General features: G+C 45.5%; 16 protein-coding genes. 5 read left to right on the forward strand and 11 right to left on the reverse strand.

Annotated features, from left to right (window positions below; translation table 11 throughout):
• Positions 1-185: 185 nt before the first annotated feature.
• The gene (locus GC130_RS20900) at positions 186-500 is read right to left on the reverse strand and encodes a PAS domain-containing protein (protein WP_152000304.1); all 315 of its coding nucleotides are present in this window, start codon (positions 498-500) and stop codon (positions 186-188) included.
• A gap of 96 nt (positions 501-596) precedes the next feature.
• Between GC130_RS20900 and miaA the strand changes: the two genes are divergently transcribed.
• On the forward strand, positions 597-1517 hold the full coding sequence (gene miaA, locus GC130_RS20905; protein WP_152000305.1) for a tRNA (adenosine(37)-N6)-dimethylallyltransferase MiaA: 921 nt from the start codon (positions 597-599) through the stop codon (positions 1515-1517).
• Here miaA and GC130_RS20910 read toward each other — a convergent pair.
• A complete protein-coding gene (locus GC130_RS20910; RefSeq protein ID WP_152000306.1) occupies positions 1514-1789 on the reverse strand; it encodes a hypothetical protein in 276 nt (91 codons plus the stop codon). The genes miaA and GC130_RS20910 overlap by 4 nt on opposite strands.
• 5 nt (positions 1790-1794) lie before the next feature.
• Positions 1795-2766, reverse strand: coding sequence for a 6-phosphofructokinase (pfkA, locus tag GC130_RS20915; RefSeq protein WP_152000307.1), 972 nt, complete (start codon positions 2764-2766; stop codon positions 1795-1797).
• Positions 2767-2949: 183 nt separating this feature from the next.
• Between pfkA and GC130_RS20920 the strand changes: the two genes are divergently transcribed.
• Positions 2950-4251, forward strand: a complete 1302-nt coding sequence (locus GC130_RS20920) for a glycosyltransferase (protein WP_152000308.1) — start codon at positions 2950-2952, stop codon at positions 4249-4251.
• A 26-nt stretch (positions 4252-4277) separates the two neighbouring features.
• A complete protein-coding gene (locus GC130_RS20925) occupies positions 4278-5381 on the forward strand; it encodes a DegT/DnrJ/EryC1/StrS aminotransferase family protein (RefSeq protein ID WP_152000309.1) in 1104 nt (367 codons plus the stop codon).
• A 3-nt stretch (positions 5382-5384) separates the two neighbouring features.
• Here the strand turns inward: GC130_RS20925 and GC130_RS20930 are convergent, their stop codons facing one another.
• Entirely contained in the window at positions 5385-5762 is a 378-nt protein-coding gene (locus GC130_RS20930) for a group III truncated hemoglobin (protein ID WP_152000310.1), read from the reverse strand.
• A 189-nt stretch (positions 5763-5951) separates the two neighbouring features.
• Entirely contained in the window at positions 5952-6122 is a 171-nt protein-coding gene (locus tag GC130_RS28680; protein ID WP_193217935.1) for a hypothetical protein, read from the reverse strand.
• Positions 6123-7206: 1084 nt separating this feature from the next.
• Here GC130_RS28680 and GC130_RS20935 point away from each other — a divergent pair.
• Together GC130_RS20935 and GC130_RS20940 are read left to right on the forward strand one after the other, a co-directional pair.
• Positions 7207-7563, forward strand: coding sequence for a PadR family transcriptional regulator (locus GC130_RS20935; protein ID WP_152000311.1), 357 nt, complete (start codon positions 7207-7209; stop codon positions 7561-7563).
• Positions 7551-8738, forward strand: a complete 1188-nt coding sequence (locus GC130_RS20940) for a hypothetical protein (RefSeq protein WP_152000312.1) — start codon at positions 7551-7553, stop codon at positions 8736-8738. Before GC130_RS20935 ends, GC130_RS20940 begins: the two co-directional genes overlap by 13 nt.
• 51 nt (positions 8739-8789) lie before the next feature.
• Here GC130_RS20940 and GC130_RS20945 read toward each other — a convergent pair whose 3' ends face one another.
• The 6 genes from GC130_RS20945 to GC130_RS20970 form a co-directional block, all read right to left on the reverse strand.
• Complete coding sequence (locus tag GC130_RS20945) at positions 8790-9257, reverse strand: DoxX family protein (RefSeq protein WP_152000313.1); 468 nt, start codon at positions 9255-9257, stop codon at positions 8790-8792.
• 11 nt (positions 9258-9268) lie between these two features.
• Positions 9269-9622, reverse strand: coding sequence for a nuclear transport factor 2 family protein (locus GC130_RS20950; RefSeq protein ID WP_152000314.1), 354 nt, complete (start codon positions 9620-9622; stop codon positions 9269-9271).
• A gap of 97 nt (positions 9623-9719) precedes the next feature.
• Entirely contained in the window at positions 9720-10304 is a 585-nt protein-coding gene (locus tag GC130_RS20955; RefSeq protein WP_152000315.1) for a Crp/Fnr family transcriptional regulator, read from the reverse strand.
• Between the two features lie 87 nt (positions 10305-10391).
• On the reverse strand, positions 10392-11876 hold the full coding sequence (locus tag GC130_RS20960) for a polysaccharide biosynthesis C-terminal domain-containing protein (protein WP_152000316.1): 1485 nt from the start codon (positions 11874-11876) through the stop codon (positions 10392-10394).
• 2 nt (positions 11877-11878) lie between these two features.
• Positions 11879-12421 carry a methyltransferase gene (locus GC130_RS20965; RefSeq protein ID WP_152000317.1) on the reverse strand — a complete coding sequence of 181 codons (543 nt, stop codon included), beginning with the start codon at positions 12419-12421 and terminating at the stop codon, positions 11879-11881.
• A 3-nt stretch (positions 12422-12424) separates the two neighbouring features.
• Entirely contained in the window at positions 12425-13672 is a 1248-nt protein-coding gene (locus GC130_RS20970) for a glycosyltransferase family 4 protein (RefSeq protein WP_152000318.1), read from the reverse strand.
• Positions 13673-13685 lie beyond the last annotated feature (13 nt).

A 13685-nucleotide genomic window follows, 5' to 3' on the forward strand; every position in this document is an offset into this window, starting at 1 on the left:
GCAGTTTTTTCATGAAAACCATCCCACTCCAGGGGGTGATTTCTTTGTCAGTAAAGGCCAGTTTTAAGTCCATCTGCCATGTAAGTTAAAATGACACGGAAAATCGTGCAATTGTGGTCGAAAAAAAAACAACTCATAGCATTGATAATCAGTGATTTAAAACCTAAAAACCCTAATGGCGGCCATTAGAAATTAAGCCCTAATGACAATTCTGGGTTTATTTTTTGTTGGAACTTGTCAGCAGAGGCACTGCCATCGGCCTGAAAATTCGGACAAAATTCAAAGACAGATTTTCCAACAAATTCCTTGCTACCAACCTTGAAAACCTCAAGAGCTTTATCATTGCAGTTGACAATGATGTCATTGTTTAGCAACAGGCTGATGTCGTTGCTGTCTTCTATAGACGTTTTAAACCGTGATTGTGCTATCCGAAGCTCAGTATTAAGCCTTTCGATCTCCTTCCGTAATTCTTCCGTAGTTTTGTTGTCAAGGCTGATCATGCATCAAAGGTAGTCTGCCAAACAGGCGACGTATTGCCTAAAGTTAATAAAATTGCAAAAAGATAAGTAAACGAGCCTGATTTAAGGATGCCAATAATGAGTCGGAGTGATAAAAAGCTGATTGTAATAGTGGGGCCAACTGCCGTTGGAAAGACCGACCTGGCTTTCGATCTGGCCAAAAAGCTCCCGACTGAAATTGTTTCTGCTGACTCCAGGCAGTTTTACCGGGAGCTGGAGGTTGGCACTGCAAAACCCGAGCCTTTTATGCTTGAACAGGTGAAACACCATTTTGTCAATAGCCTGTCCATTACTGGGGAGTACACAGCCGGGCAGTTCGAAAGAGATGCGCTGACCGTGCTGGCTGATGTTTTCAAAGAGAGAGACGTGGCCATCATGGTGGGTGGATCGGGCCTTTATGTGCAGGCGGTGTGCGATGGCATGGATGAAATGCCTGTTATCAAAGAAGGTGTACGTGAGAAGTGGAATGCGAATGTGGCAGAAAATGGCCTTTCGGAAGTGAGAAAATTCGTTGAAGAGCACGACCCCGAGTTTTTTCAAGAGGTTGATAAAAACAACCCTGTGAGGCTTGTGAGAGCGGCTGAGGTCATTGAATCGACAGGGAAAACGTTCTCTTCTTTCAGGATGCGGCAGGGTAAAAGTGAGCGGTCGTTTTCTACTATCAAAATAGGTCTTACTGCGGATCGCCAGCAGTTGTACGACCGCATCGACCTGCGCATGGATCAAATGATCGCCAACGGCCTTTTTGAAGAGGCTGAGGCTTTTTTTGGCAGCAGGCATCTCCAGTCGCTGCAAACGCTGGGTTATCAGGAGGTGTTCGGCTACCTGGAAGGCAACTATGACAAAGCAGAGGCTGTTCGGCTGCTCAAGCGGAATTCACGAAGGTACGCAAAAAGACAACTGACCTGGTTTAGAAAAGATGCGGAGGTTCAGTGGTTTGACCGGTTGGCAACCGCTGAAGTTTATAAAATGCTTCGTGAGAACGGCCTCAACGTTTAGAACTTCCTCAACTTCATTAGTATAGCCACAATCCGGTAGGGGAAGCTGGAAATCAGCTTGTTGTAACGAAACATCTGTGCTCTCAGGCTTCTAAGCTCTTTTGAGTCTTCTGAAGCCAGTTGCTGGTCAACCACTTGCAGGTTTCCGGAAAGCCCGAATTCACTGGTCGAGGCTAGTATCTTTTTTTTCTCAGAGCGAAGAAACTGGTTGACCACCATGCCCCAAAGCATGAGAAAAAGAGAAAGTGCCAGGAAGATGGGTAAAAAGCCCATGACAACTAGATGCTAAGGATTTCGACGAGCCGAATGAGGTCCTGATCAAGTGGCTTGGACTTTGAAATGGCGATTTTTAGGTTGGTGTATACCACTTCTTTGTCGATAATACCTACCATTACATTTTTCTCACCATTCAAAAGACCTTCTACTGCCGCCAACCCGAGTCTGGAAGCAAGAATTCTATCAAAAGCGGTTGGATTACCACCTCGCTGGATATGACCGAGCGTAGAAACCCGTATGTCAGCTTTTGGCAAGTGTGGCGCTACTTTGGCAGCAATCTCATGTGCATTACCTTCCTCACCTCCTTCAGCTACCACCACAATAGAGGAGGTCTTCTGCGCATCTTTGCCTTTTTGAAGCGTGTTAATGACTTCGTTGATGGTAGTAGAAGTTTCGGGCACCATCACCATTTCTGCACCACCACCGATACCTGACTGGATAGCTATGTAGCCTGAATGCCGCCCCATTACCTCGATAAAAAAGACCCTGTCATGCGACATGGCCGTATCTCTTATTTTGTCGATGGCTTCGAGCGCAGTATTTACAGCCGTATCGAAGCCAATAGTATAGTCTGAACCAAATAGGTCGTTGTCAATCGTGCCTGGTGCACCCACCACTGGGATGCCATATTCCTCAAAGAAGATATTAGCACCAGTAAATGTACCGTCTCCGCCAATGGCAATCAGGCCTTCTATTCCTCTCGACGAAAGCTGCTCATAGGCCTTCTTACGACCTTCCTTGGTCATGAACTCCTTGCTTCTGGCCGATTTGAGTATCGTGCCGCCCCTTTGAACGATGTTGCTAACGGAATAGGACTTCATTTTATAGATGTCACCCTCAATCATTCCGTTGTACCCATACTTGATTCCGTAGATCTCAAGTTCATGATAAAGAGCACTTCTAACAACAGACCTTATACAAGCATTCATGCCAGGTGCATCACCACCCGAAGTAAATACAGCTATTTTCTTCATTAAAAAACCATTTGTTTGCTCTTAGCCGCCAACCTTGTGAAAAGAGAGACTTCTAACGTTCCAAGGTAGGCACAAAAAGATAAATTTCTAACGCTTTTCGCTAATGCGTGGCAAATCTACTATTAATCTTGAAATGGCCAATGGTCTCTTTTTGTATGTTTGCTTATTCTTAGCGTAGCCGGGATGAAAAAACTGAAAGTATTGATTGTCACTTACTATTGGCCCCCGAGCGCAGGAGGTGGTGTTCAGCGGTGGCTCAAGCTTTCCAGTCACCTCCCGGAGTTTGGTGTGGAGCCTATCATTTTTACTCCAGAGAATCCGGCATTCAGTCTCAAAGACGACACGCTGACGAAAGAAGTGACTGACAAACTGGAGGTTTGGAAGTTTCCGATTTGGGAGCCACTAAAGTACTTCGGTAAGGAAGGGCAGCCCAGGCAGGGGCAAGTGCTTGAGAAAAAGAAGAAAGGCCTTCTTGATACGTTCCTTATTTGGGCCAGAGCTACTTTTTTTATTCCCGACCCCAGGGTCTTTTGGGTCAGGCCGTCGGTTCGCTTTCTGGCACCAATGATTAAGAGTAATGACATTGACCTGGTCATCACCACAGGGCCTCCACATAGCATGCATTTGATTGGGATGAGCCTCCAAAAAAAGACTGGGGTAAAGTGGGTGGCCGATTTCAGAGATCCCTGGTCAGAATGGGACATTCTCGACAAGCTTGGGGTGAAAGGGTGGGCTCGGAAACGTCACACTTATCTCGAACAAAAAGTGATCAAAAACTGTGATTTGCTCATAACGGTGAGTGATACCTGGGCAGCCGATTTTACCCGATTGGGGGCCGCTAAAACGTTTGTATTAACAAATGGGCACGACGAGCATGCTATGGAAAGTGAAAAGTCGACGGTGCCGGGTGGGAAGTTTAGGCTTGCACATATTGGCATGCTCAATGAAATGAGAAATCCTTTGGTGTTATGGGAGGTGCTTTCCGAGCTATGCGTCGAAAACAGGGAATTTGCTACTAGTTTGGAAATTTACCTGGCAGGTATTCTTAGTGATCAGGTGATAACGTCGATCGAGGCTTTCCCTGAGCTGAAGGGCAAACTTGTTGTTGATGGCTATCTGTCTCACGGAAGTGCAAGAAGAGCGATGAAAACCAGCACAGTTCAACTGCTGGTAATGAATGATTCCGGCAATGCAAAAGGCCACATACCGGGAAAGTTTTTTGAATACCTGGAGGCTAAGCGCCCGATTTTGGCTATTGGCGATTCTTCTGGGGATGTTGCGAAGATAATCGGAGATACCAGGGCAGGTGCATGCCTTGGGTTTAACGACAAGGTTGGAGTCAGACGAGCGTTAGAAAAACAATTTACTGATTTCAAAACTGACCGACCATTTGCACCCAAGTATATTGATAAATATGCCAGGAGGAGCCTCGCTATGAAGCTTTCAAACAGGCTGTTCGAAATTTTTGTTGATAACAAGCGCTGACGCAGGTTTTAGCCTGACTACATATTATGAATACAATTCCACATTTTGATATCAGCCGACAACATCAGAAGCTGAAACCTTCTCTTGACGAGGCTTATGACAGGGTGCTGAGCAAAAGCTGGTTTGTTCTTGGTGAGGAGGTCAAGGCCTTTGAGAAGGAGTTTGGAGAGTATTTGGGCGTGAAACACTGCATTGGCTGCGGAAATGGCACCGACGCCCTGGAGTTGGCATTGAAGGCTGCGGGTTTAAAGACCGGAGACGAAGTAGTTGTTCCTGCCAATACATGGGTTTCCGTAGCGGAATCGGTCATCAATGTGGGGGCTTCGCCTGTCTTCGCTGACGCCCTTCCCGGGGAATACACCATCGATCCGGCTTCAGTTCAAAGGTGCATTTCGAAGGCAACAAAAGCCATTATTGTCGTGCATCAGTATGGGCAGCCAGCGCACGTGAATGAATTATTGGAAATACGAGACGCATATAAGCTGGTATTGATCGAAGACTGTGCCCATGCGCATGGAGCTGTTTATCAGGGGAAAAATGCAGGTACCATTGGAGACTTTGGCTGCTTTAGCTTTTACCCCACCAAGAACCTGGGCTGCCTGGGCGATGGGGGCGCAGTTGTTACCAACAACGACGAATTTGGGGCTATAGTTCGGCTGGTGGGCAATCATGGACAGCACACACGGAATGTTCACAAAGTAGCAGGCAGGAACAGTAGGCTGCACGAACTTCAGGCAGCTTTTCTCAGATCAAAGCTTCCCATGCTTGATCGGTGGAACATTAGACGAAGATTCATCGCCACTCACTATATGCATGGTCTCGACAGGTCGATGTACAGATTGCCATCCATGGGCGATCCAGACTATGCCGTTTTTCATCAATATGTCATTCAAACTGATGACAGGGAGAACCTGATCCGACACTTAGATCGTGGTGGCGTTGGTGCCGCTGTTCACTATCCAGCCCTTATTAATGAGATTTTTCCATACCAATCGTTCAGGACAGACCCAGAGGGTCTGTTAGTTGGCTCGTCTGAAAAGAGCAGTATTCTTTCCCTTCCTATGTTTCCAGAGCTAACTGATGATGAAGTTCAGAAAGTCATCCACACGCTAAATAATTTCAGGGGCTGACTTCTACCTGCTTTGCTCTACTTTGTATTGCATGAGGTAGCGGATTTGGGAGGCTCTCGTTTTGGCCTCTTCCGCCTTTGATCCTTCGAAGAGGTCGTCTACAGTGGCTGTCCATAGTTCCAGCCAGCGGTCGAAGTGTTCTTTTTTCAACTGCTCTTTCTTGTCCAGTTGGATATGCACCGACATCGGATTGCCTTTATACGACATTATTCCCAGCAGGGTGGTCTCCCAAAACTTATACATGGTGGGCATGTGTTTTGCAAAATCAAGGGCAGCTACGTCATTGAAAATGTAGCCTATTGTACTATCAGTTCTGACTTTGTCATAGAACTGGTCAACCAATTTTTCGATGTCTGTTCTGGATGTAATATCCTTCTTCATGTTTTTTGACTTTGCCAAATACTTATACAAGTATATACAGCGGCGAAATACCTTTTTATGACTATGGTCACATGATACAAAAAAAGAAGCCCACACCTGTTGGTCCCCGAAGGGCAGGCATGGACTCCAAACTAATAAACCAGATCGATAGCCGTCGTTGGTCAGCTAACGATTTCTTCAACGAGGACTTTACTTTGAAGCAAAATTCCTCATATATGTATTACACGCTGTTTCGCTTCCAATAAACATGATCGAGTACTCTTTCATCACCAACCAGGTATTGTCGTCCTTTGAGAATTTAAGGGTAAGCTGATCTTTAGATTTTGACACCTGAGTGAGCACTTTTGAAAACCAGTTCATGATATTTTTTTGTTTGGTTGTTCAATTATACGGAGGAAAAGAGAGTGAGAAATTTTGTTTCGACGAATACGAAGTAGGTGTCGATAGAGCCGGGATATGAGACGATGTAGTAAAAATTGGTACTATTAAAATTATTTTTTGTGTTTTTCAGACAAGTAACCCCGGAAAACTAAATCTGCCTGCCTGTTTAGGCATCAGGCCGGGGCTGGGTTCAAAGCCTGCATTGGTTAAAGAGCACTCGGTTTAGAGTTCCGATTATGAAGATGTCACTTTCGAGCGAAATTTCGCATGTAAATGTTGCATTGCATTTCGTCTCCCATGAATAGGATTGAGTGCTCCTTCATTACAAGCCATACATTGTCATCTTTTGAAAACTTCAGCCTAAGTTCACTTTTTGGCTTTAATATCTTTGTAAGAACTGCGGGTAGCCAGGACATATCATTTAGTAGTTGATTTGTCTATTAATACGGTGCGTAAAGCAGAGGTAAGTGACGTTTCGACGAAGCGGAATTTGAGGTCGACAGACCCATGCGGCAACACGATCGACCAAGAAAAGGAGTGACTCAAACTGTCTGACGACATTTGGGTGAGAAAAGAAAACAAAAAAGCCATACCTGTTGATCCCCGAAGGGCAGGTATGGACTTCAAACTAATTAACCAGATCGATAGCCAATCAATGACCGACTATTGATATTTTAAAAGCGAATTACTTCGAAACGTGATTCCACAAATAAGCATTGCATTGTGGTTCATTACCCATATATAGAATATCATACCCCTTCATCACCAACCACGTGTTGTCCTCTTTAGAGAATTTCATTACCAGTTGGTTATTTGATTTTTTTGAGAAAAGTTTCGTTAGCCAGTTCATAGTATAGATAGTTTGTTTTGACCGTTTATACCCCTCCAGAATGCCTGGTAACCGTTGTTTCGATGAACACTGCCCTAGAGGCGACGGATCAGAGATAATTGAAGATGTGTCCTTTTTAGAACTTCCTATTGATTGTATAGCGCCGAAATATTGGCGTAATGCTTGCGTTTGAATTTTCAATCATATATATTTAAGAAAATTAAATATATAACAATGTCATCATCTGAATTCATCAAAGGGACGCTGAAGACCATTATTCTGAAGCTCCTTGCCGAAAACAAGCAAATGTATGGGTATGAGATTAGCCAGAAAGTGGAGGAGCTTTCTGCCAGCGAGATCAAACTGACCTATGGGGCGCTTTACCCTGTGCTCTACAAACTGGAGAATGAGGGGCTGCTGGTTGCCGAAACCGAGGTGGTGGACGGAAGGGCCAGAAAGTACTATTCTCTTACGCCACAAGGAGTGGAGTTGGCAAAGGTAAAAGTGTCGGAATTACAAAAATTCACGGAAACATTGAAAAACATACTGCTGCCTGCACCTAACATAAGCCTAGAGGTATGGGGAGTTTGAGTAAAGAGCAGCTGCAGGCCATCAGAGATTACCTTGCCCGCCAGGGTATGACCTACAAGCCTCTACAGGATGAGATGCTTGATCATGTTTGCTGCGACATAGAAAAGCTGCTAGCATCCGGGCAGCCTTTTGATGCTGCCTGGCTGGCAATCACTACGGAGATACCTCCAAAACAAATTCAAACTATACAATTAGAAACCATGGAAACAATGAACAAAAGAGAATCGCTCTCGAAGTGGTTTGCCTACCTTTCGTTTTTCCTGCTTTTCGCAGGATCGGTATTTAAGCTGATGAAGTTTCCCGGTGCCGGGCAGATGCTCATCGGATCATTTATAGCCATTGCGCTTGCGTTGATCAGCGGATCTACGTTCGGAATGATAGCCAATAAAGAAAAGAGGGGAGGGTGGCTGCTTGTAGCAATCCTGGTGGGAGTGCTGCTGTTTCTGGCGTCATTTACTTTTCAAATCCTGCACCTGCCAGGAGCTATTGAGCTGAGAACAATGGCCGTGGTGGCACTGTGTTTATCTTACTCTATTTCTTTTTTCTACCTGAGAGGCAACGAGAACTATCTGTTGCCCTGGCTTCACGAAAGGTATACGCCAGCTATTGAAAGATTTATTTTCATATTATTTGCAGCAGTATTTGTGTTGAGAATGCCTTCGCTGACGTTGGGGTACGAAGATTTTGTGTCTCGAATTTTGCTGGTTATTACCATTGCTACTGCCGGGCTACATTTCCATGCACTAGCTTGGCATACTTATAAAACGAGTGAAAAACCGACGTTGATCTACTCAGTCGGGCTTTCAGTTAGCATCATCTGCTTCCTCCTGCCAGCGCTGATGGGCTTTTTGAGTTTGCCAGTTCGGGCTGGGCTCATGGTTGCCTTTTGGCCAATCGCTGGAGCCATTGTTGCAGTGAGGTCACAGGAAGGCAATATGAGAGTGGCGGCCTTTTTTTCTATCGGCCTTATAACACTCATTCACCTGCTATCGGCGCTGGCCAGTAGCGAGGTTTTGCCCGCTGCCCTGAACGCATTCTCTTTTAATGGAATAGTTTTAATGATTCTGTTGGCCGTGTTAGTGGTCTTCAGGAAGAATCCCTTTTTCAGGATGTATCTTCTGATTGTTGTTAGCCACTATCTGTTTATGTACCCCTGGGAGCTGGGGCTTTGGTAAAATTTGTAAATGCTGGTTTTGAGTCGTCAGCCTCAAAACCAGCATCTGTTTTTAATAGGAATGGGCCTGCTCAGTTATTACACGGGACAAGTATTTGTCGGCAGAGTATCTGCCACCTCCAGAAAGGAGCAGAGCAATACTCATTCCCAGCCACAGGATGAAGAACTCAATCCCTTCTCCAGGCTGATTTCCATACCAGTTCATAAAAAAACCATATTGCAAGTGAGAGGTCGTAACAATTCCTATCGCAAGCAAAATGTAGGCGGCAGCTAAAATTCTTGTGGCAAAACCGGCCAGTAGAACAATAGAGCCTAACGCCTCCAGGAGGATCACCAGGAAGCCGAGCAGCCAGGGCAAGCCAACGGTCTCAGTAAAGTAGGCCATCGTACCTTCGAAGCCATAGCCGCCAAACCAGCCGAACAGCTTTTGTGCTCCATGAGGAAAAATGACTCCAGCTAGTAAAAGCCTGATAACCAGGTTGTTCCACGAGCTTGTTGTTTGAAATAACTTCGTTTTCATAGCACTGTGCTTTAGGATCCATAATAGAATTTCTCCCGAACGATCTGTCCGTTTTTCCACTCTTGAACGGAGACCTGTGTGTAGTTGCGCACGCCCCACTCCCGGTGTGTGTAGTCGTAGTGCCATTCTACCATTGTTGAGTTTTCTCCTATGGTCACTTTCAATGGTCTGGCTCCTCTGAATTCGATGATCGCTCCGAAAAACTCTTCTTCCCGCTTTCTGTTTGCGGTCTTACCCACAGTGGGCTTCGTTTCATTTTCCTGCATCACTACATCCTCATGGTAGTACCTTTCGAATGCTTCCATGGCTTTGCCCTGAAGAATCAGATCGTTCAGGTCGCTGATTTTTTCCAACAATGTTGACATATCACTTTGTGTTTTTGTGAGGCACAAAGTTCCGGCAGGCGATGCTGGTGGAAAATAAACCAGATTAAAAAGGGATGTTAAACTAGGTTAATAGGCTCTACTGTTCGTGAATGAGCTGGCTACGAATTTTGCTTAAAAACTCCTTGGTGATACCAAGGTAAGAAGCGACCATATACTGTGGCACACGCCGCTCTATTTGCGGATATTTTTGCCGAAAGGCCAGGTACCTTTCCCTGGCAGGAACGCTCATGCTTTGCACTATTCTATCTTGCGAGGCCACAAAAGCGTTTTGAATAATGATCCTAAAGAACCGTTCGAGCGATGGAATTTTCTGGTAAAGTTCTTCAAGTTTTTTATGATGGAATTGAACCAACTCCGTATTTTCCAAGCATAGCACATTGTAGTCGGCAGGCCTTTGCTTGATAAAGCTACCCAAATCGGTTACCCACCAGTTTTCTATTGCAAACATGGCAATATGCTCGTGACCTTCCGGGTCTATGTAAAAGGACTTCACACAGCCCGATAAGACAAAGTTTTCAAATTGGCAGATATCTCCTTGTTGCACGATGTATTGGCCTTTCAGGTACCGTCGCCGATTTACGTTTGCCAGAAGTAGCTCTTGCTCTTCGATAGTCAATGCCACATACCTGGCGATATAATCAAACAGCGGCTGTATGTTCATTTTACTTTAGGTTGACTCAGTAACTGATAAACGTAATTTTTGGCTTGGGGATTAGCTCGTTTTCAAACCACGGATTCTGGTGGTGCGTTACGACCTAAGTCTACTCCAAACCACCTTTACTAGTTCATTCACATCCGGTGAAATTCTAAAAAGAAGGACGGCCCCGCCAAATAGGATCGTAATCATTGTGGATCGGACAAAAATATCCAAAAATACATTTGAGAAGGAGGGAAGGTAGAGCCCTGCAAGTAGAACCAACGCTGAAATAAAAAGCATTCCTACATTTTTCCATGTGAATGGCTGAACGCCGAGTTTCACCCACACAAAAATCATCTTCACCAAATTGTAAATGAAAAGAGAAATGGCGGATGCCCAGGCGGCACCGTCAATGCCGTAGAGCGGAATAAGCCACAAGTTAAGCATGACAGCCAGGATAGCCAGGATCACCAACGACGCTACGTTGAACCTGAAGTATTTTGACATCACAATGATCTCTCCGTTCAGGCTGAAAGTCATGTCCAGCAGTTTGCCCAAACCGATGATGTTCACCACGGTAATCCCCTGGATGAAGGCTTCGTTGTTGGGAACCAGTGCAAAAATGGAATTGAGGTTGGCTGCAATGCCAATGTAAAGCAGTGATCCAGCGATCATCTGGTTGATGGACACCTTTTTGTACAACTTGTCAATTTCCACCATGTCGTGCTTGTCGAAAGCCCGAGAGATGAGTGGTGTCGTTATCTGCGTCAGTGCCCGGCGGGGCATTTCAATCACCACAGCGATGTAAAAGGCAGTGGTATAGATGCCATTCCAGCTCAGGCCTATCATTCCGCTGATCATAATCTGATCAATATTCAAGATGATGAAAGAACCGCCGGCACCCAGCAACGCATACATGCTGTAGACCATCATTTCTTTAAGTTGAGGTCTCTCAAAAGTGGAAAAGGAGAACTTGAGAGAAAGCTGCTGGCGGTAGGCAAGGTAGCCCAGCAGGTAAAGCAGCGATACGCCGTAGACAACAATCATGGTGTAAACCATGACAGGAAAAGTGATGATATTCAAGGCATAGAGGAGTACAGTGATGCTCGTGCCTATCCTCACCAGCACTTCCTTGGCAAAATTGGCGGCCACAATTTTCAGCAAAGCACGAGAATACCCTTCTGCTACCGCCTGAAACGACATGACCAGCAGCACAGCCAGGATCACCCACTGATAATCGTTGACCAGGCCAGACTCTTTGGCGAAATAGGCCGTGATAGGCTCTCTGAAGATATTGTAAAGCACAAGTGTGATCAGGTAGCCCAACGTTACCCCAATGAACCCAAAGGCCAGCAGTTCGCCAGGGCCGTTTTTCTTTTTTTCGAACGCCGGATAGTAACGAACGGTGCACTGTGCGAGGCCAAGCTGGGCCAGGGGCAGCAGGAGGAAGGCGGCACTTGGAATAAGCCGTACCAGACCAATTTCCTCCGGCGTCAGAAATTTTGGAAACAGGATGAGCACATTGACATAGCCAATCACCACGCCCACATACGTGAGCACAGTTGTGATAAAGCTCTGCCGGATGACTACGCCCATGGTTATTTACGACGGGCCTCGATAATGTAATACCTTGGGATGATTTTTCGTAGCATAGGTCGGATGCCCGGAGTAAGCACTACTGTTTTCCATTTTTCTCTTCGGACAATTTCCCACCCGGCTTTGTCGAGCAGCCAGTCAAACTGCCAGTCCTCAAACTCGTGAAAATGCTGGTCCCAAGGATCATTCTTATTTCTGTATGCCTTGCTGAATGGCATTTGAAGGGGAATGGAAGCGTAAACTTTTTCGGCTTTGATGGCTTTGAGGACACTCAGGGGATTTACGAGGTGCTCAAGTATTTCGAATGCGGTAACGGCGTCGTAGCCGTCCAGTGCAACTGTCTCCGGCAGCTCATCAAGGTCTTCTCCTTTCGTATTTGATACCTGATAGCCCTTCGCTTCAAGAAATCTGGAAAGATCGTTTGGGATGCCCAGATCGAGAATTTTGGCTGGTGGATTCAGCCCGTGCGACATAAAGCCCAGGGTTTTCTTAAATCGATCTTTTTTGGCGAGCTCTTTCTCTCTCGCCTTTATTCTTTGAAACATTTTTTAAGCAATTGATTGGTAATAGTTAACAAGAATCCCGGAATCGGTATCCCAATTGTATTTGCCTTCTAATGTAGCTCCGAGTCCGTTTTTTGCCAACTTTTCTGTCAAAATACGATTGTTGTAAAGTTCTCTCACTTGCGAAGCAAAATCCTCAGCATTGCCTGCCTGAAAAACTTTGCCAGCCTCGGTGGTTTCGACGACCCGCTTTAGCGGTTTGCAAGAGCTAACGATGACGGGCCTTCCCACCATCATGCACTGAAAAAGCTTGTGCGGGATGGTGTGGTCGGTATGTGGATTGCTGTTATGCGGAATCAAATTGATGCTTGCATTTTTCATGAAGGAAAAGAATTTGGAGAATGGCTGATATCCCAATAGTCTCACGTTTGCTTCAATATCAAACTCAGCGCAAAGTCCGCCCAGGTAGTTTCTAACGGCGTCATTCATAGAGCCCGCTACTACCAACTTGCAGTCTTTGATGTCCTTCAGGTATTGCATACCTTTTACAACAGTATCTACTCCGCGGTGTGGCCCGACATTTCCGGTATAAGTGATGATGAATTTTTCTTTCCAGTCTTCATACACCTCGGGGTCGTCGACCTGTTGAATGAAGTCCGATTGCTCAGTATTGGAAACGACCGAGAATTTTTCATTCTTTTCTCCGCTCACTTCAATCATCCTATCTCTCATTTCATCTACGACCGTAATGACATGATCGGCTCGTTTGATAGCATTGATCTCATAGCCGGACCATTTCTTATAGTTGAAGAAGATATTGTTTTTAAGTCGAATAAAAGGATTTCTTCTCCATTCGAACCAGACAGCGAGGGCTTCAGGATAGTTTTCATGCAAATCAAGCACTTTAGTGGCGCCGAACTTTTCGGCAAGACTAAATGCAGTATAAGCAAGTGGCAGGTCGTGAACATGTACCGCTGCAAAAGTATGCTGGCGGACTAGCTTTCTGGCCCTGTGAGAAAATATCGGATGCTTCCAAAAGGTAGCAATTACGATATCCCATACGCCTTTTTGAAAAGTACTGGAGTCCGTTGCTACCCGGTGAATGAAAAGCCCGTTTTCAAGCCTCTCATCCGAAGGCTGGGTGGCATTCTTCCTGAGGCATAGTAAATGTACTTCAAATCCTGCCTTCAGCAGGGCGTCCGACTCTTTGAAAACCCTTATGTCGCCAGGATAGGGTTCGTTTAGAAACATCAAGATTTTCTTTACAGGCATTTCTTTCTTACTTCGTGTCAAAATTCAGTTTATT

The sequence above is a fragment of the Imperialibacter sp. EC-SDR9 genome (genome assembly GCF_902498805.1).
In the GTDB taxonomy this organism is placed as follows: Bacteria; Bacteroidota; Bacteroidia; order Cytophagales; family Cyclobacteriaceae; genus Imperialibacter.